The sequence below is a fragment of the Simplicispira hankyongi genome, from assembly GCF_003570885.1.
In the GTDB taxonomy this organism is placed as follows: domain Bacteria; phylum Pseudomonadota; class Gammaproteobacteria; order Burkholderiales; family Burkholderiaceae_C; genus Simplicispira; species Simplicispira hankyongi.
On the sequence record NZ_QXJC01000003.1, the window covers coordinates 20750 to 39528 of the forward strand.

General features: G+C 67.1%; 14 protein-coding genes. 8 read left to right on the forward strand and 6 right to left on the reverse strand.

The features are described from left to right. Positions 1-134: 134 nt before the first annotated feature. Positions 135-1640 (forward strand): FAD-binding oxidoreductase, encoded by a 1506-nt coding sequence (locus tag D3F03_RS06820; RefSeq protein ID WP_119108658.1) that lies wholly within the window; start codon positions 135-137, stop codon positions 1638-1640. Here the strand turns inward: D3F03_RS06820 and D3F03_RS06825 are convergent. Beyond that, positions 1619-2938 carry a diguanylate cyclase domain-containing protein gene (locus D3F03_RS06825; protein WP_119108659.1) on the reverse strand — a complete coding sequence of 440 codons (1320 nt, stop codon included), beginning with the start codon at positions 2936-2938 and terminating at the stop codon, positions 1619-1621. The genes D3F03_RS06820 and D3F03_RS06825 overlap by 22 nt on opposite strands. A gap of 302 nt (positions 2939-3240) precedes the next feature. Here D3F03_RS06825 and D3F03_RS06830 point away from each other — a divergent pair, with 302 nt between their 5' ends. The 6 genes from D3F03_RS06830 to D3F03_RS06855 are packed head-to-tail and all read left to right on the forward strand — an operon-like array spanning position 3241 to position 7452. After that, positions 3241-3807, forward strand: a complete 567-nt coding sequence (locus D3F03_RS06830) for a DUF6622 family protein (protein WP_119108660.1) — start codon at positions 3241-3243, stop codon at positions 3805-3807. Between the two features lie 11 nt (positions 3808-3818). Then, positions 3819-4118, forward strand: a complete 300-nt coding sequence (locus D3F03_RS06835; protein WP_119108661.1) for a 2TM domain-containing protein — start codon at positions 3819-3821, stop codon at positions 4116-4118. Positions 4119-4144: 26 nt separating this feature from the next. Further along, positions 4145-5191 carry an alpha/beta hydrolase family protein gene (locus D3F03_RS06840; RefSeq protein ID WP_119108662.1) on the forward strand — a complete coding sequence of 349 codons (1047 nt, stop codon included), beginning with the start codon at positions 4145-4147 and terminating at the stop codon, positions 5189-5191. Between the two features lie 59 nt (positions 5192-5250). Further along, complete coding sequence (locus tag D3F03_RS06845; RefSeq protein WP_199665426.1) at positions 5251-5547, forward strand: 2TM domain-containing protein; 297 nt, start codon at positions 5251-5253, stop codon at positions 5545-5547. Then, positions 5537-6637, forward strand: a complete 1101-nt coding sequence (locus tag D3F03_RS06850; protein ID WP_119108664.1) for a sensor histidine kinase — start codon at positions 5537-5539, stop codon at positions 6635-6637. Before D3F03_RS06845 ends, D3F03_RS06850 begins: the two co-directional genes overlap by 11 nt. After that, complete coding sequence (locus tag D3F03_RS06855) at positions 6634-7452, forward strand: LytR/AlgR family response regulator transcription factor (protein WP_119108665.1); 819 nt, start codon at positions 6634-6636, stop codon at positions 7450-7452. The genes D3F03_RS06850 and D3F03_RS06855 overlap by 4 nt, the downstream gene beginning before the upstream one ends. 72 nt (positions 7453-7524) lie before the next feature. Here the strand turns inward: D3F03_RS06855 and D3F03_RS06860 are convergent, their stop codons facing one another. Next, positions 7525-8142 (reverse strand): ABC transporter ATP-binding protein, encoded by a 618-nt coding sequence (locus D3F03_RS06860; protein WP_158606142.1) that lies wholly within the window; start codon positions 8140-8142, stop codon positions 7525-7527. A gap of 25 nt (positions 8143-8167) precedes the next feature. Between D3F03_RS06860 and D3F03_RS06865 the strand changes: the two genes are divergently transcribed. Continuing rightward, positions 8168-8533: a hypothetical protein gene (locus tag D3F03_RS06865; protein ID WP_119108667.1), complete on the forward strand. Its 366-nt coding sequence runs from the start codon at positions 8168-8170 to the stop codon at positions 8531-8533. On the opposite strand, the gene D3F03_RS06870 is transcribed toward D3F03_RS06865, so the two are convergent. The 4 genes from D3F03_RS06870 to D3F03_RS06885 all read right to left on the reverse strand — a co-directional run bounded on the left by D3F03_RS06870 (position 8522) and on the right by D3F03_RS06885 (position 18661). Continuing rightward, positions 8522-9961 (reverse strand): efflux transporter outer membrane subunit, encoded by a 1440-nt coding sequence (locus D3F03_RS06870; protein WP_119108668.1) that lies wholly within the window; start codon positions 9959-9961, stop codon positions 8522-8524. The two genes, D3F03_RS06865 and D3F03_RS06870, sit on opposite strands and share 12 nt — an antisense overlap. Next, positions 9961-13050 carry an efflux RND transporter permease subunit gene (locus D3F03_RS06875; RefSeq protein ID WP_119108669.1) on the reverse strand — a complete coding sequence of 1030 codons (3090 nt, stop codon included), beginning with the start codon at positions 13048-13050 and terminating at the stop codon, positions 9961-9963. The genes D3F03_RS06870 and D3F03_RS06875 overlap by 1 nt, the downstream gene beginning before the upstream one ends. Positions 13051-14058: 1008 nt before the next feature. Next, positions 14059-17208, reverse strand: coding sequence for an efflux RND transporter permease subunit (locus tag D3F03_RS06880; RefSeq protein WP_119108670.1), 3150 nt, complete (start codon positions 17206-17208; stop codon positions 14059-14061). A 37-nt stretch (positions 17209-17245) separates the two neighbouring features. Further along, the gene (locus tag D3F03_RS06885) at positions 17246-18661 is read right to left on the reverse strand and encodes an efflux RND transporter periplasmic adaptor subunit (RefSeq protein ID WP_119108671.1); all 1416 of its coding nucleotides are present in this window, start codon (positions 18659-18661) and stop codon (positions 17246-17248) included. Between the last annotated feature and the right edge of the window lie 118 nt (positions 18662-18779).

Below are 18779 nucleotides of genomic sequence, written 5' to 3' on the forward strand. Positions count from 1 at the left end.
CTGAAAGCGGTGGATTATCCCGCCCCGCCAAGCGCATGGCGGCACCGGCTGTGTACAGAATGCTTCTGATTCGCTTGCGCAAGTGAGGCAGGTTGCGCTACACACGAGGACTTTTCTCTCTGGAGCAGATTTCCATGGCCCATCGCAAGAGTCCAGCCCGCCTCGCCAAAGACGCCCGCGTAGCATATTTTCAAGCATTGGGGGCCAGTCAGGCGGCACCCCCCACCCTGCCATGGGATGCTGCGGCACGGCTGGAGGCGGCACTGGCGGGGCGCATCGTGCTGCCTTCGAGCCCCGACTACAACGCCGCCCGGCAAGAGTCGAATCCCGCGTTCCAGGCATTCCCGCAGCTCATCGTGTACTGCATCTGTGAGAACGATGTGCTCGAATGCCTGGCCGTCGCACAGCGATACAACCTCTGGGTGGCCGTGCGCTGCGGCGGCCACAGCACCGCCGGCTACTCGGTGAACGACGGCATGGTGGTGGATCTGAGCGAAATGCGCGGCGTGGTGCTCGACCGCCCGGCCCACCGGGTGCATGTGCTGCCCGGCACTGATTTCGACCATTTCAACGCTGCCATGAACCACACCGGCTGGCATGTGCCGACCGGGGCCTGCGGCAGCGTGTGTGTCGGCGGCTTTGTGCAGGGTGGCGGCTATGGCTACACCTCACGCGCGTTTGGCATCCAGAGCGATCTGGTCGAATCCATGCGCGTGGCGCTTGCCGATGGCCGTATCGTCACCGCCAGCGAGCGCGAAAACCCTCTGCTGTGGTGGGCCATGCGCGGAGGCACGGGCGGCAACTTCGGCGTGCTGCTACAGGTGACCTACCGCATGCTGCCGCTCGACCAGGTCTGGGCCTGGTCCATTGGCTGGGATGCTGCCAGCGCTGCGCAGGTGCTTGAACTGCTGCAGCGTCACTACATGCGCACAGGAGCGCCGGATGCGCTGGGCTACATGATGAACCTGGGCATCCTGAACGGGCAACCGGTGTACATGGCACAGGGCATGTTCTGCGGCACGGCCGAGGCGGGCATGCAGGCCATTGCGCCCTTGCTCGCCATCCCCGGCGCACAGTTGCTGGTCAGCAAAACCGGGACCTATCCGGACATGAACGTCTGGCTCGAAGACCACCCTTACACGCTGCCCGACGCCCTGCCAGAGGGTATTTGCGAAACCAAAGCCTGCGGTTACATCAGCCAACCCCTTACACAGGCGCAGTGGCAAAGCATCGTCGACTTCTTCGCCACCTCGCCCAACCCGTGGTCGCTTGCCTACCTGGAGCCATACGGTGGCGCCATCAACCGCTACCCGGTGCAGGACAGCGCCTTCATTCACCGCAATGTGGACGCCGACTTGGTGGTCGATGTGTTCTGGCGCAACCCGCAGGAGCGCGTACAGATGGAGGCCTGGCTCGATCGTTTCATGCAACTGGTACGCCCATTTCTGAACGGGCACGTGTACCAGAACTACCCCGACAGCCGTCTGCAAAATTTCAGCGACGCCTATTGGGGGCCAGCCTACCCGACCCTGCAGCGCGCCAAGGCAGCGTACGACCCAGGCAATTTCTTTTGCTTCGAACAAAGCATTGCCCTGCCAGGCGGCCAAGGGGGCAACGCTCAGGCAGGCATATCGGCGTAGCGCAGGCATCCTTTGCCTTCGCGCTTGGCGGCATACATCGCCTGGTCGGCAGCCCCCATTAGCACGTCGATCTCGCCCGCCATGGGTGGGTGCACCGCCACGCCAATGCTGGCGCCCACGCACAGGCTGTTTCCGTCCACCACCATGGGCTGATTCAGCGCTTCGATGATGCGGTGCCCTATGACATGGGGTTCGTGGAGCGTGAGGTCGCTGTCGAGCATGACGAGGAACTCATCTCCCCCCAGACGCGCCACGGTATCGCCCTCGCGCACCGCACCCATCAGCCGCTGCGCGACGATGCGCAGGACTTCGTCGCCCGCCTGGTGGCCCTGCTCATCATTGACGCGCTTGAAACCATCGAGGTCAATGAACAGCAGCGCCACGCCGCTGCCACCGCACTTGGCCAGCGCCAACGAGATGCCGAGTTGCTCATGAAACGCGGCGCGGTTGTACAAACCCGTGAGCGCATCGTGGTTCGCCACATACTGCTGTTGGCGCGCGATCTGCACCCGGTCCGACACATCCTGCACCAGCGCCATGATGGACGTGACACTGCCATGCGTGTCCGTCAACGCCGAGTTGAACCACTCGGCGTGAATTTCGGTGCCGTCTTGGCGCACCAAACAGGTTTCTGCACGGTTTTGCCCTTCGTGCCCTTGTTGCAGACGCTGCAGCGCCTGGTTCAGACGCTCGTCCACCGACTGAAGCAAATCCGGCAAATAGCGCCCCTCAAGCGTCTCCTCCTGCTCCCAGCCCATGAGTTGAACGGCACGTTCCGAGCAATGCAGCAGGCGCAGCTCCTGGTCCATCTCCAGCACCGCCAACGGGCTGTTGTCCATGTGCGAGGAGAGGCGCTGGTTCGCAGCCCGCAGGGCGCTCATGGTCACCTGCAGCTCGTGCACATCGAGCGCCGAGGTGATGAAACCGGCAATCTCGCCGCTGGCATTGCGCGCCGGCGTCAGGCAGATGGTGCGCCAATCCTCCGCGCCATAGGGGTTGCGCAGCAGGCGCTGGTATTCCATGCGCTCACCAGCTAACACCCGTTCGACAAAAGGCATGAAGCGCAGGCTGTCTGCAGCGCCATAGAGGTCAATGAGGGTCTTGCCCACAATTTGATCGCTCGTGGTTTCGAACCAGCGTGCGTATTCGTCGTTGCAATAGACCACCTGCAACTCGCGATTGATCAGCGCCACCGTTGCGCCAGTGCCGCGCGTGATCACGTCCAGGATGGCGCTGTCTGGCAGCCCCAGTGCAAGTGAACTGGCGGAATGGGGCGGTGGTGGGCAGTCGGTTGTCATGCGAAGACGAAAGCGGCGTCCAAATCGGTGAGCCGTCTGCAAGCGGCGGCACGTGGCATCAAGACAGCCCTTCTCGAATGAAGATTCGTTAGAGCGATGTAACCATTTGTTGAAACCAGCTTATCAGCTTTTGCGCAGGCACGTGCGCCGCCGAAACCGGGAGAAGACCCACAAGGGCAACGCATTTCACGCACCGATAAAGCACTTGGCGGCGGGAATTTCGCATTCTGTCGCAATCGTGTAGCCAGGAAAGGCCGTGGCAGCGAGAGTACGGCCTCCTCGCCAATATTCAAAGGTTCACCATGCTTCTGACCCTCGCCACCCAGCAGCCCCGCATGCTGCTAGCCATCGTCCAGCACACTCCCACCTGGGTGTGGATGCTGCTTGCCGCCCTGATCTGGCTGGGCGCCAGCCAGCTCTTTGCGCGCAGCGCCGGCCTGCGCCGGGTGCTGTTGATGCCAATGACCATGGCGGTGTTCTCGGCCTGGGGCATGGCTTCGGCCTTTGGCGGCGCATCGCAGATCGCCGGCATTCTGGCCGCCTGGCTGGCCACCGCCTGCGCCGTGGCGGCGGTCTCGCTGTGGCTGCACCGCGCGCCACCCGCGGGCGCACGCTACGACGCCACGAGCCAGCGCTTTCATCTGCCGGGCAGCGCCTGGCCCCTGCTGCTCATCGTGGGGATATTCTTGGTGAAATATGGGGTGGGCGTGGAGCTGGCCTTACAGCCGCCACTGGCACACGACAACCACTTTGCCTTCCAGGTTGCCATGCTGTATGGGGCTTTCAACGGCGTGTTTGCGGCCCGCGCCGGGCGGCTGCTGCGCCTGGCAAGAACCGGCACCCCCGCACAAACCATCGCCATCGCCTGAAAGACTACACCATGGCCCGCACCACATCCCCCCTGAGCGCCGAAGCACTCGAACGCTTGGCGCAGCGCCGCGCCAGGGCCAAAATGGGCTGGTACGCGCACGCCTCGGTGTACCTCCTGGTCAATCTGCTGCTGGTCACGCTGTCGGCGAGCAGCGGCCGCCACTGGGCGGTGTTCCCGGCGCTCGGCTGGGGTCTGGGCCTGCTGGTGCATGGTGTGTCCGTGTTTCTGTTGGCCAGCGGCAGCGATCTGCACGAGCGCCTGGTGCAGGCCGAGCGCAATCGCCTGGTTGCGCAAGACCGCCGCTCCTGAGTGCGCTACCCCCGAGAGACAGCTTCATGAAGCAGCTACTGACGGCATCTTGCCTGGCCTTTGCCACCATGGCAGGCCACGCGGGCGTGGGTTTGATGGAACTGCCCGGCGCCCAAGGTGATGGCCCGGTCACCGTGTTCTACCCAGCCAGCGAAGCAGACGAACCCGTTCAGCGCGGCCCCTTCTCGCTGCAACTGGCCTGGCAAGGCACCCCCGTGCAAGGCAATGGCCGGCTGGTTGTCATCTCGCATGGCTCCGGCGGCAGCCCCTGGGTGCACACCGATCTGGCCCGCGCGCTGGTCACGGCCGGATTCGTGGTGGCGCTGCCCGAACATGCGGGCGACAACTACAAAGACCCGTCCAGCCCCGGCCCAGAGAGCTGGAAACGGCGCCCCGCCGAGGTCTCCCGCGCGGTGGATACCGTGGCACGGGATGCCCGGCTGGCGCCCCTTCTGGCCCTGGACAAGGTGGGCATTTTCGGCGGCTCGGCCGGCGGCCATACGGCCCTGGTGTTCGCCGGGGGCCGCTGGTCCCCCGCGCGCTTTGCGCAGCATTGCGAAGCCCACATCGCAGAGGACTTCTCTTCCTGCGTGGGCTTCATTACGCGCTTGCACGGCGACCTGCTGGACGGGCTGAAGAAGGCCGTGGCGCTGGCCGTGATCCGCTACCGCTTTGGCGACGACACCCTGTACGCCTACCACGACCCGCGCGTGCAGGCGGCCGTGGCCAGCGTGCCCTTTGCCGCCGACTTCGACATGGCCAGCCTGGCCGCCCCGCGCATTCCCTTGGGCCTGGTCACCGCCGGGAAAGACACCAACCAGGTGCCGCGCTTTCACAGCAGCGCCGTGCTGGCCGCCTGCCAGGACCGCTGCACGCTCATCGCCCACCTGCCGAACGCGGGCCATGGCGCCATGCTCTCGCCGATGCCCCCATTGCGCCTGCTCAATGGCGTGGAGCGCGAACTGCTGGGCGACCCGCCCGATTTCGACCGCAGCGTATTGCCCCAGGTGGATGCACGCATCGTGGCCTTCTTTGCCGCGCACCTGCAACCCTTGCAACAGCGCGCGCAATGAAGGCGGACTTTGCCCCCGGTGCGCCAAGACCGAACACCCGCCCTTGCCTAAAATCCCCCATGCCCACACCCCTCTCCCCCGAAACGATCGAACAGCTCGCCCGCAGGCGTGCCGGCGCCAAGCTCGGCTGGTACCTGCACGCGCTGGTGTTCATCCTGGTGAATCTGGGGCTCTTCGCCCTGTCGCGCCATGGATTCGGCAGCCGGCCCTGGTCGGTCTTCCCGCTGCTGGGCTGGGGTTTGGGGCTGGCGCTGCACGGTATCTCGGTGTTTGTGCTGGGCACAGGCAGCAGCCTGCGCGAGCGCATGGTGCAAAAGGAGCGCGAGCGGTTGCAGCGCCAGCGCGATGGACACTGACACCGCGACCCAAGCGGCGCAAGCCCAAAGAATCGACTGGATCGACAAGCTGCGGCATCTGCTGCAGACCCTGGCCTTCTGCCTGGCCATCGCGGCCCTTCAATATGCCGTCCAGCCCGAACGGCCCTACGAATTCCCCCTGGTCTATTCGCTGGCCATCGGCAGCCTGACCTGGGCCTGCATCGATTTCGGGCGCCATCTGTTCCCCTCCAGTGCCGCGACCGGTTGGCCCGCCGGTGTGCCAGGCATTGCGCTGCCTGCGTGCGGCATGGTGCTGGGCTACCTGGGCGGCACGGCGCTAGCCGACGCGTGGTTTGGGTTTTCCTCGTGGGATACGGGTGGTCGGGCGCAACTGCGTATTTCGGTGGTCATCACGCTGGTGGCCGGGCTTGTGGGCACGTATTTCTTCTACAGCCGGGGGCACCGCGCCACGCTGCGTGCACAGATGAGCGAAGTCCGTGCCCAGGCCACCGAAACACGGCTCAAACTCCTGGAAGCCCAGTTGGAGCCTCACATGGTGTTCAACACCCTGGCCAACCTGCGCGTGCTGATCGCCACCGACCCGCCGCGCGCCCAGGCCATGCTGGACCACCTGATCGCCTACCTGCGCGCCACTCTGGGCGGTGCCCGCTCCGCGCTGCACCCGCTCGCCGATGAGTTTGCGCGCCTGGCCGACTACCTGGAAATCATGGCCGTGCGCATGGGGCCGCGCCTGGCCTTCACACTGGAGTTGCCCGATGCGCTGCGGGATATGCCGGTGCCGCCGCTGCTGCTGCAGCCACTGGTGGAGAACGCCATTCGCCACGGGCTGGAGCCGCAGGTCGGCGGTGGCCACATCGCTCTGCGCGCCAGCACCCTGCCCGGCCCTGCGGGCACGCTGCTGCGGCTCGAAGTGGTGGATACCGGCGTCGGCCTTCGTGCGTCGCCCGAGCACGCCACGGACCGCCCCGGCAGCCACTTTGGGCTGGTGCAGGTGCGCGAGCGGCTCAGCACCTTGTACGGCGAGCACGGAACTCTCGAATTGATAGCTTGTGGCGCAAGCGGAACAAGCGCTAGAGTCACTTTTCCATTGAATTCACCCACCCCATGAATCTCTCCCACCCGCGCGCCCTGATTGCCGAGGACGAGCCCCTGCTGGCAGCCGACCTGCAGCACGCGCTGGCCCAGGCCTGGCCCGAACTGCAGATTCTGGCCAGCGTGGGCGACGGCCTGTCTGCCGTGCGCGAAGCGCTGGCGCTGCAGCCTGAAGTGCTGTTCTTCGACATCCGCATGCCGGGCCAGAGTGGGCTGGACGCCGCCGCTGAACTGGTGGACGCCTGGCCGGACGGCAACCCCTTCCCGGCGCTGGTCTTCCTCACCGCCTACGACCAGTACGCCGTACAGGCTTTCGAGGCGCAGGCGGTGGACTATTTGCTCAAACCCCTGCAGGCCGGGCGCTTGCAGAAAACCGTGGCGCGCGTGCAGCAACTGCTGGCCGCACGCAGCAGCGCCGCGCTGCTGCCAGAGACCACGCTCGCCCAGTTGCGCAGCCTGCTCGGGGCCGGGCCCAGCCCTGCGACGGGCGCCGCCCCCGCAGGCGGCCTGCTGCGCTTCATCCAGGCCGGACACGGCAGCCGCATCGAGATGGTGCCGGTCGATGAGGTGCTGGTGTTCGAGGCGGCCGACAAATACGTGCGCGTGCTCACCGCCACGCGCGAGCACCTGATCCGCACGCCGCTGCGCGAACTGTTGGCCCAGCTCGACACGCAGCAGTTCTGGCAGATCCACCGTGGCACGCTGGTGCGCGCCAGCGCCATCGCCAGCGCGGTGCGCAGCGAGAGCGGCAAGCTCACCCTGCAGCTGCATGGCCGGGCGGAAGCATTCGCCGTCAGCCGGCTGTATGCGGCGCAGTTCCGGGCGATGTAGCCAGAATTTCAAGCATTTTTGGCCTCTAGCGCAATAGCAGCAAGCGCGAGCAGCTATTATTTCTGAAGCACTTTATGCCGCATCCGGCAGCGCCAGCTCCGCCGCCCAGGGCACATCCGCCAGAGGTGCATCGTGCGCCACCACGATCACGCGATTCGGCTGCTGCGCCGCTTCGGCAATGGCGGCTGCCAGGTAGCGTGCCGAAGCAAGGTCCAGCCCGGCCAGCGGCTCGTCGATCAGCGTCAGCGGCGCGCCACTGGCCAGCGCGGCCGCCAGCCAGGCCTTGCGGCGCGTGCCGGTCGAGAGCATGAAGAAGGCCTTTTCCTGGTGCGGCGCCAGCGCAAAGCCATCCACATGCCGCGCCAGTGCCGCGGCGTCCCAAGCCGGGTAGCGCGCCGCAAGCGCACGCCACCAGTCGCGCACCAGCCGCTTTTCGCAGCCCGCGGCGTCGCGCTCGGACCAGAACACCTGGGCAGGCTGCACGGGGGCGCCGTGCAGCAGAATGCGCCCCCGCGCTGCCGGCAAGGCACCTGCCAGCAAGCGCAAGACGGTGGTCTTGCCGCTGCCCGGCCCACCCTGCACCAGGGCGGCGCCAGCGGGCACGCGCCAGTCGAGCGCAGGAAACGGCGTGCCGTGCGGCCAGTGCACCTCTATCTGTTCAAGGACGAGAGCGGGTTCGATGCGGGTCATGGCGGGCGGAGGGGACAATGCCCCCATGGTGTTGAACTACCTCGATTTTGACTACAGCGAAGACGGCCATGGCAGCGCTAGCTGGGACGCCATGGCCTGCGTGCTGCCCGAGCGCCTGGACGCGGCGCTGCGCGAGGTGCAGGCCGTGCTCACCTGGGCGTGCGCCGAATGGGGAGCGCCCGTTGAAGGGGACGCTGCCGCCGACTGGGACTTCGACCTGCAATGCCAGCAGGAGGATGCGGGTGACCTGAGCACGCGCTTCGACGTCGAGACGGCCCGTCTGCAGCACAGCCCACCGGCCATGGGCGGCGGGCGCTGCACGCTCACGCTGACGTTGAGCGCCACCCCAGCTTTTGGCGAGGCCCTGCAGGAACGGTTCTCAATCGGTTAACGCCTGCTCGGGCCAGCCGCCCCCCAGGTTTTTCAACAAGGTGTTGACCGCCACCAGTTGCTGGCGCTGCAGCTCGATCAGGCTGCGCTGGCCCGCGAGTAGCGTGGCCTGCGCCGACAGCACGTTCAGGTAGCCGACGGTGCCCGCGCGGTACTGGTTTTGCGCCACCGCGAACGCCCGCTGGGCGGCGGCTACGGCAAGCTGCTGCGCCTGTGCCTGCTGTTGCAGGGAGGCGCCGGTACTGAGCGCATCTTCCACCTCCTGCAGCGCGGTAATGACCGCCCCCCGGTACGTGGCTGCCGCCAGGTCCACATTGGCCATGGCGCCCTCCACCGCCGCCGTGCGCGCACCACCGTCGAACAACGCCAGCGCCATTTGCGGCCCCAGCGACCACACCAAGTTGGGGGCCGAAATGAGCGATGCCAGGCTGCTGGCACGGTAGCCCGCACTGGCCGAGAGCGTGAGCGCCGGGAAAAAGGCGCTGTGCGCCACGCCGAGCTGGGCATTGGCGGCGGCCACGTTGAACTGGGCGGCAGCGATATCGGGGCGGCGCTGCAGCAGCTCGGCGGGCAGCGCCAGCGGCACAGCCGGCGGTCGGGGGAGCTGCGCCGACGGCGCCAGCGCAAAGTTGGCGGGCGCCTCGCCCACCAGCGCGGCCAGGGCGTGCTCCCATTGGGCGCGGGTGGCCTGCGCGTCCAGCCACTGGGCGCGTGTGCTCTGGTACTGGGACTCGGCTTGGTCAGCGTCGGACGGCGGGGCCACCCCAGCCTGCACACGGTTGCGGGTAAGCGTGCGGCTTTCGTCGTAGGCGGCGAGCGTGGAGGTCAGCAATTGCTCCTGCGCTTCGGCAGCGCGCAGCGCGAAATAGCTTTGTGCCACCAGCGCCTGCAGCGACAAGCGGGCCGCTGCCAGATCGGCGCTGCTGGCCTGGGCACTGGCCTGGGCGGCATCGACGCTGCCTGCCACGCGCCCCCACAGGTCAACTTCCCAACTGGCGTTCAGGCCCAGCGACTGGCTGTTGGCAGGGCTGCTGCCTGGCGTCGCCCGCGCGCGCTGGCTGCTGGCGGCCAGGCCCAGTTGCGGCAACAGCGGCGCACGCGCACCGGCCACGGCGGCCTGCGCGCCGCGCAGACGCGCAGCACTTTGCGCCAGGCCTGGGTTGCCGCGCTGCGCCTGGTCTTGCAGGGTGTTGAGCACCGGGTCGCCATAGCGCGTCCACCACTCTGTCTGCACCCCCTCCCCCGGCTGCGCCAGGTGCCAAAAGCCGGCCTGGGCCGCAGCGCCCTCTTTCCACGCGGCGGGCACCGGCGCGGCGGGCAATGCCTGTCTGGGGGGTGCGGCGCAGCCAACAAGCAGGCAGACCAGGGCGATCTGAGCCAGTGCGATTCGTGGCGGCGCGAACAGGAACAAGCGGTGCAAAGCCAACATCAAACGGTCTCCAGGCGGGGTACGGCTGCAGGGCGGGGCGGCGTGCGCTGCACCCGCTGGCGCAGGCGCTCAAGCACCATGTACACCACAGGCGTGGTGTACAGCGTGAGCAACTGGCTCACCAGCAGGCCACCGACCACGGCGATGCCCAGCGGCTGGCGCAGCTCGGCGCCGTCGCCCCGGCCGAGCGCCAGTGGCAGCGCACCGAATATGGCGGCCATGGTGGTCATCAAAATGGGGCGCAGACGCAGCGAGGCGGCGCGGTAGATGGACTGGGCAGCGCTGGCATGGCCGCTGCGCTGGTGCGCCAGGGCGAAGTCGATCATCAGGATGGCGTTTTTCTTGACGATGCCGATCAAGAGAAACACCCCAATCAGCGCGATGAGGGAAAACTCGGTGTGAAACAGCATCAGCGCCAGCAGCGCGCCGACCCCGGCCGACGGCAGGGTCGAAAGGATGGTGAGCGGGTGCACCAGGCTCTCGTACAACACCCCCAGTACCAGGTAAATGGTCACCAGGGCCGCAAGAATCAGCAGCGGCTGGCTTGCCAGCGCCTTCTGGAACGCCCCCGCGTTGCCGCCAAAGCTGCCGCGCACCGACACCGGAACGCCCAGGCTGGCCACGGCCTGCTCGATGGCGTCGGTGGCGTCCGACAGCGACATGTTTTGCGCCAGGCCAAAGCTGATGGTGCTGGCGGGCGTGCCGCCCTCGTGGCTCACGGCCAGCGGCGTAATGGTGCTGCGCAGTTTGGCAAAGGCCGACAGTGGCACCTGCTGGCCGGTTTTCGAGATGAAAAAGAAGCCGTCCAGGGCCTTGGGATCTTGCAGGAAGCGCGGCGCCGCCTCCATCACCACGCGGTACTGGTTGAGCGGGTTGTAGATGACGCCGACCTGGCGCTGGCCGAAGGCGTCGTTGAGCGTCGCGTCCACCTGCGCCACCGTGAGGCCCAGGCGCGCGAGGGCATCGCGGTCGATGTCCAGCGTGGTCTGCTCGCCGTGGTCCTGCACGTCGCTGTTGACGTCTTCGAGCTGCGGCAGCGCGGCCAGGGCCTCGCGGATGCGTGGCTCCCAGGTGCGCAGGTCGGCCACGTCGTCGGCCTGCAGCGTGTAGTCGTACGAGCCGCTGCTCTGGCGCCCACCAATGCGGATATCGCGCTGGGGCACCATGAACAGGCGCGCGCCAGGCTCATCCTTGAGCTGGTTGCGCAGGCGGGCAATCACCGCGTCGGACGACTGCCCCCGCTTGAGCGTCATGAACATGGCGCCCGCGTTGCTCTGGCCGCCCCCGGTGAAGCCTGTGACGTTTTCCACCGCCGGATCGGCCTCCACAATGGCGAGAAACCGCTTGATGCGCCGCTCCATCGCCTGGTAGGAACTGGCCTGGTCGGCGCGGATGAACCCCATGATGCGGCCCGTGTCCTGCTCGGGCAGGAAGCCCTTCTCAATCGTGGCGTACAGAAATACGTTGAGCCCGATGACCCCCACCAGCGCGCCGAGCACCAGCGCCGGGTGGCGCAGGCACCACGCGAGGCTGCGGCGGTACAGGCGCTGGCTGCGCGCCCCGAACCGGTCCATGACCTGGCCCATGCGCGAAGGAGCGCGCACGGGCCGCGGGCGCAGCAGCAAAGCGCACAAGGTGGGCGTGGTGGTGAGCGAGACCAGCATCGAAATCAAAATGGCGGCCGACATGACGACGGCAAACTCGCGGAAGAACCGGCCCACCACGTCGCCCATGAACATGATGGGGACGAACACCGCCACCAGCGAAATGCTCATCGAGAGCACGGTGAAGGCCATCTCGCGCGAACCCGCAAGCGCCGCCTGCAGCGCGCTCTTACCGCCCTCCATGTGGCGCGCGATGTTCTCCAGCACGGCAATGGCGTCGTCCACCACGAAACCCGTGGCAATGGTGAGTGCCATGAGCGAGAGGTTGTCCAGCGTATAGCCTGCCAGGTACATGACGCCAAACGCGCCCATGAGCGACGCCGGCACGGCCACGCTGGGCACCAGTGCGGCGCGAAAACTGCGCAGAAACAGGAACACCACCATCACCACCAGCGCCACGGCAAGCAACAGCGCACGCTGCACTTCGCGCACCGAGGCGCGCAGCGTGGGCGTGCGGTCGGAGACGATCTGCACGTTGATGGCCGCCGGGATGGAGGCTTCGAGCTGCGGCAACAAGGCCCGCACGCGATCCACCGCGTCCAGGATGTTCGCCCCCGGCTGCTTGTACACCTGCAGCAGGATGGCCGGCTTGCCATTGGCCACGCCGTAATTGCGCACGTCCTGCACGCCGTTGACCACGTCGGCCACGTCGCGCAGCAGCACGGCGCTGCCGTTGGCGTTCCAGCGCAGCACCAGCGGGGCGTAGTCGGCGGCCACGCTCGCCTGGTCGTTGGCGCCAATTTGCCAGTAATGGTCTTCACGCTCCACCACCCCCAAGGGCCGCCGGCCGTTGCTGCTGGTGATGGCGCTGCGCACCTGATCCAGCGAAATACCGTTGGCGGACAGGCGTGTCGGATCGAGCTCGACGCGCACGGCCGGCAGTGCGCCGCCACTCACCGTGGCCTGGCCCACGCCTTCGACCTGCGAGAGCTTTTGCGCCAGCACGGTGGAGGCGGCGTCGTACATCTGCCCGCGCGTCAGCGTGGGCGAAGTCAGCGCCAGGATCAGGATGGGCGAATCCGCCGGGTTGACCTTGCGGTAACTCGGGTTACTGGGCATGCCGCTGGGCAGCAGCCTGCGCGAGGCGTTGATGGCCGCCTGCACGTCGCGCGCCGCGCCATCGACCGTGCGGCCCAGGTCAAACTGCAGCGTGACGCGGGTACTGCCCTGGGACGAGCGCGATGTCATCTCGGTCACGCCGGCAATCGCGCCCAGCGCACGCTCAAGCGGCGTGGCCACGGTGGCGGCCATGGTGTCGGGGCTGGCGCCAGGCAGGCTAGCAGACACGGAAATGGTGGGGTAATCGACCTGCGGCAACGGCGCCACGGGCAGCAAAAAGTAGGCGACACCCCCCGCGAGCACCAGCGCCAGCGTCAGCAGCAGCGTGCCCACCGGGCGGTGGATGAAGGGGGTGGAGAGGCTCATGGCTGGCTTCTCCTGCAAGATTTATAGTGTTTTTGGCCTCTAGCGCTTATGGGTATTGCGCTGACAGCTATATTTTTTGACTGTTTGTTTTTGCTGAGGACGGAGGCCGGGGTATGCGCCTGGCAGCGTAGGGTGGAATTGGGGTCAGATTCCAATTCTTTGACTAATTTGAGGGCGGGAGCCGGGGTATGCGCCCGGCGGCGCAGTAACTTTCTCTTGGTCGCCAAGAGAAAGTCACCAAAGAGAAGGCGACCCTGCTGTCTGCGTCCCCTTCGCTGCGCTACGGGGCAACCTGCGGCGAAGCACTTGCGGGGTGCGCCGCATAACTCACTGCGCGCCTGCAGCGCTTCGTTCGGACAAATGCGGCGAATCAGTTGACGAAGCATGCGCGCTCCGACGCGCATACCACCCCGCAAGCACTCCGCCACAGGCGCATCCAGAAGGGGGTTGGGCACGACACGGGCCATCGCTGCGCTCGGCCTTGTTTTCGCGGCGCGCAGCGCCTGCCCCAGCGAGGCGGAGCGCAGCGATGGCCCGTATTGCCGGGGTCCCTTCTGGCCGTGCCGAGAAGCGCAGGGCGCGGGGCGGGCGTGTGCCGAAGGACACACGCCTTCGTCATCTGACTCGCCGTGGTTGTTCGAGCGAAGCGCGCCAGCGCGTAGCGAGTTCCACGGCGCGCTCCGCGAACGAGCATCGCAGGCGTTGGATTTTGGGGTCAGAGCCCCATTCCACCGCGCCTTTGGCGCGCCCGGAGGGTGCGGTGCAAAGCACCGCAGTGAAATGGGTGTCTGACCCCAATATTCCATCACGGCCAGCAGGGTCGCCCTTTCTTTGGTGACTTTCTTTCGGCGACGCGAAAGAAAGTTACTGCGCCGCCGGGCGCACACCCCGGCCTCCGCCCTCCAACCAGGCAAAAAATTGGAATCTGACCCCAATTTCAAGTTGCTATGTTTTTCGACTTCCATGCGCAAGCAGGACGTGCGCTTGCGGCCGATTTCGCCTAAAAAATCAGGTAGGTGCATGGCCCGATTCCTTGCGTGCCCGGCGCGCGTGCCAGCGTTCGGCGGCATGCTCAAACGTCAGATAAATCACCGGTGTCGTGAACAGCGTCAGCAACTGGCTCAGGATCAGCCCGCCCACCACCGTGACCCCCAGCGGAAAGCGCAGCTCGCTGCCCACGCCGCTGCCCAGCATCATTGGGAGCGCACCAAACAGCGCCGCCAGCGTGGTCATCAGGATGGGCCGAAAGCGCAGCAGGCAGGCCTCGGTGATGGAGGCGCGGGGCGTAAGGCCCCGCTCACGCTGGGCGTCGAGCGCGAAGTCGATCATCATGATGGCGTTCTTCTTGACGATGCCGATGAGCAGCACGATGCCGATCACGGCCACGATGTCGAGTTCGGCCCCGGCCAGCTTGAGCGCCAGCAACGCCCCCACCGTGGCCGAAGGCAGGGTCGAGAGAATCGTCACCGGATGCACCATGCTCTCGTAGAGCACGCCGAGCACGATGTACATGGTGACCACCGCCGCCAGGATCAGCAGCAGCGTGTTCGACAGCGACGCCTGAAAGGCCAGCGCCGCCCCTTGAAAGCTCGCGTCGACTGCGGCGCCGACAGCGCCGTCGGCGCGTGCCTGCTCCAGCGCCTTTTGCACCTGGGCGACCGCATCGCCCAGCGCCACCCCAGGCGCAGCGTTGAACGACAGCGTCGCAGCCGGCAACTGGCCCACATGGTTGACGGCCAGCGGTGTGTGCCGCTCTTCGATATGCGCCACGGATGAGAGCGGCACCGGCGCGCCGCCCGCCACCCCCGTTGTCGGCACGTAGATGCCGGCCAGTGCCTCCGGGCCGATGGCGAAGCGCGGTGCCACTTCCAGCACCACGCGGTACTGGTTGGACTGCGTGAAGATGGTGGATATCAGGCGCTGGCCGAAGGCGTTGTAGAGCGCGGTATCGATCGCCGCCACGGTGACACCCAGTCGGCCGGCCTGCGCGCGGTCGATGGCAACGTAGGCCTGCAAGCCCTGGTCCTGCAAGTCGCTGGCCACGTCCGAGAGCCCCGGCAGCGCGCGCAACCGCCCTTGCATCGCCTGGGTCGCCGTCTCGAGCGCCGCGGCATCGGGAGACGACAGCAGCAATTGGTACTGGGTGCGCGCCACGCGGTCTTCAATCGTCAAATCCTGCACCGGCTGCACGAACAGCCGGATGCCGGGCAGGCCCTGCGCGGCCGCCAGCAGCCGCTGCTGCACCACGGGAGCCGCATCGCGCGTGCTGTGTGGGCGCAGGTCGATCAGCATGCGGCCGCTGTTGAGCGTGGTGTTCTGCCCATCCACACCGATGAACGAGGAGACGCTTTGCACCGCCGGGTCTTGCAGCAAGCGCTCGGCCACGGCCTGCTGGCGCTCGGCCATGGCGGCAAACGAGATGGATTGGTCGGCCTCGGTGGTGGCCTGCAAAAGCCCCGTGTCCTGTGTCGGGAAAAACCCCTTGGGCACCCAGAAATAGAGCAGCGCCGTGAGCGCCAACGTGGCCAGGAACACCACCCAGGTCAATACGCTGTGGTCCAGCACCACTTCGAGCGTGCGGCCATAGGCGGCGATGGTGCGGTCAAAGAAGCGCCCCGTGGCGTTGAACAGCCGGCCGTGCTTTTTCGGATCGGGCGCGCGCAGCAGGCGCGCACTGAGCATGGGCGTGAGCGTCAGCGACACGCCAGCAGAGATCACGATGGACACCGCCATGGTGATGGCGAATTCATGGAACAAGCGCCCCACCACGTCGCCCATGAACAAGAGCGGAATCAGCACCGCGATGAGCGAAATCGTCAGCGAGATGATGGTGAAACCGATCTGGCGCGAGCCTTCGAGAGCGGCTTGAAGCGGGGTGAGCGGCACTGCCTCGGGATGCTCTAGATGACGGGCAATGTTCTCGATCATCACAATGGCATCGTCCACGACGAATCCGGTCGAAATCGTCAGCGCCATCAAAGTCAGGTTGTTGATGGAAAACCCAGCCAAATACATCACGCCCAAGGTGCCAATCAGCGAGAGCGGCACGGCCACGGCCGGGATCAGCGTGGCGGTGGGGCTGCGCAAAAACACGAAGATGACGGCCACCACCAGCGCAATGGCCAGCAGCAACTCGTACTGCATGTCGCGCACCGAGGCGCGGATGGTGACGGTGCGATCGCTCAGCACCTGCACGTCAAGCGAAGCCGGCAAGCTGCTGCGCAGTTGCGGCAGCAGCGCCTGGATGCGGTCCACCGTGTCAATGACGTTGGCGCCGGGCTGGCGCTGGATGTTGAGGATGACGCCGGCACGGCTGCCCGTCGCCGGTGTGCCAGCCCAGGCGGCCAGGCGCGTGTTCTCGGCGTCGTCCACGGTTTCGGCAATGTCGCTGAGGCGAATGGGGGACCCATTGCGAAACGCCAGCACCAGGTTGCGGTACTCGGTGGCCGATTGCAGCTGGTCGTTGGCGTCGATGCTCGACGCTCGATCCGGCCCGTCAAAGCTGCCCTTGGCCTGGCGCACGTTGGCCGCGGCTATTGCCGCGCGCACGTCGTCCAGGCCCAAACCCAGGCCCGCCAGCGTGGCCGGGTTGACCTGGATGCGCACGGCCGGCCGGCGCCCGCCCGCCACCGCCACCAGGCCCACACCGGACACCTGGGAAAGTCGCGGGGCCAGACGGTTTTCGACCAGGTCGTTGACGCGGATCACCGGCAGCGAGGGCGAGGTGATCGCCAGCGTCATGATGGGCGCATCCGCCGGGTTGACCTTGCTGTAGAGCGGCGGCATCGGCAAGTCGTTCGGCAGCAGGTTGCTGCCGGCATTGATGGCCGCCTGCACCTCCTGCTCGGCCACGTCCATGGCCACGCCCAGTGAAAAGCGCAGCGTGATCACCGAGGCGCCGCCCGAACTGGTGGACGACATCTGCGTCAGGCCCTGCATCTGGCCGAACTGGCGCTCCAGCGGCGCGGTGACCGTGGCGGTCATCACATCAGGGCTGGCGCCTGGGTAGAGCGTGGTGACCTGGATGGTGGGGTAATCCACCTCGGGCAGGGCCGACACCGGCAGCAGGCGCAGCGCCAGCAGGCCGCTGAGCAGCAAGGCGAGCATCAGCAGCGACGTTGCCACCGGCCGCAGGATGAAAAGGCGCGAGATATTCATGCGAAAAGGACCCGCCGCAAGAGACCGGCCGAGGCGATCACGGCCGACCGGCCGACGCTGGGACCGAGGCGGGCGCCGGGGCCGAGGCCGCAGCAGTGGCCGCTTCGACCGGACGGCTGGCCGCAGCCTTGGCCCGGCGCGCGGAGAGGAACGCGCGGCGCTCTTCGGGCGACATCGCGGCCAGCTTGGCGCGCACCTCGGGCGGCAGCGTCGAGGGGTCAAACCGCCGCGCCTTCACCACCGGCGCCACGCCCGGTGCGGCGGGCGCGATGACATTGACCTTGGCGCCATCGCGCAGGCGGTCCAGCCCATCGGTCACCACCTTCGCCCCCACGGGAAGATCCGCCTGCACGCTCAGTCGATCGCCGTCCTGCGGGCCGGCGCGCACCGCTGTCCAGGCCACGGTGCCATCGTCCTTGACCAGGTACACATGGCCATTTTGCAGGGCCGTGGCGGGGACCGTGAGCGTATCTTTCAAGGTGTCGAGTTCAAGCTTGACATTGACGAACTGGTTGGGAAACAGCGCGCCGTTCTCGTTGGGAAAGGCCGCCTTGATGCGGATGCTGCCCGTGGCGGTGTCGATGGCGTTGTCCAGCGCACTGACCACGCCCGATCCCAGGCGCTGGCGCATCTCGCGGTCCCACAGCTCGACGGGCAGCGGGGTCTTGCTCGCCAGGCGCGGTGTGATTTGCGGCAGCAGGCCTTCGGGCACCGAGAACACGGCGTCGATGGGCCGCACCTGCGTGATGGTGACGATGCCGTTCGCGTCCCCCGGGGCCACCACGTTGCCCCGGTCAGCCTGGCGCAGGCCGAGGCGCCCCGAAATGGGCGCCGTGATGCGGGTGTACGAGAGCTGCAGCTGTGCCGCATCGCGCGCCGCGCGGTCTGCGGCCACCGTGCCTTCGAGCTGGCGCACCAGGGCGGCCTGCGTGTCCACCTGCTGGCTGGCAATGGAGTTTTGCTGCTGCAGCTCGCGGTAGCGCGCCAGGTCCATGCGCGCGTTGGCCAGCAAGGCCTCGTCCCGGGTGAGCGCGCCCTGCACCTGGCCGAGCGCAGCCTGGTAGCTGCGCGGGTCGATGCGGGCCAGCAGCGTACCGGCCTTGACCTCGTCGCCTTCCTTGAAGTGCAGTTCGGTGAGTTCGCCCGACACCTTTGCCCTCACCACCGCCGTGGCGCGCGCGCTCATGCTGCCAATGGCGCTGACGCGCACCCGCAGGTTCTCGCGCCGCACCTCGCCCACCGATACGGGCTGTACGGCCGGCCCCGCGAAGCGCCCGCCACGTCCGCCCGGCTTGGTCGCCTCAACACCCTGGGCCTTGCCGGCGCGCTGTTGCCACCACCAGCCGCCGCCCGCCAGCAATGCCGCCAGCAACCCCAGGGTCAGCAGCAGGCCCCAGCGCATGCGGCCGCGCACAAAAACAAGGCGGAAGTGGTGGGGGCGGGAAATTGGCATGGGCAGGCAACGCGGCAAAGCGGGGCAATAGCCTGCGATGGTAGCCAGCCGGCACCCCGCCCACCCGCCACCACGGCAGGTTTTACCAACCCTTTACTGGCGCGTGCCCCCGCCCCGC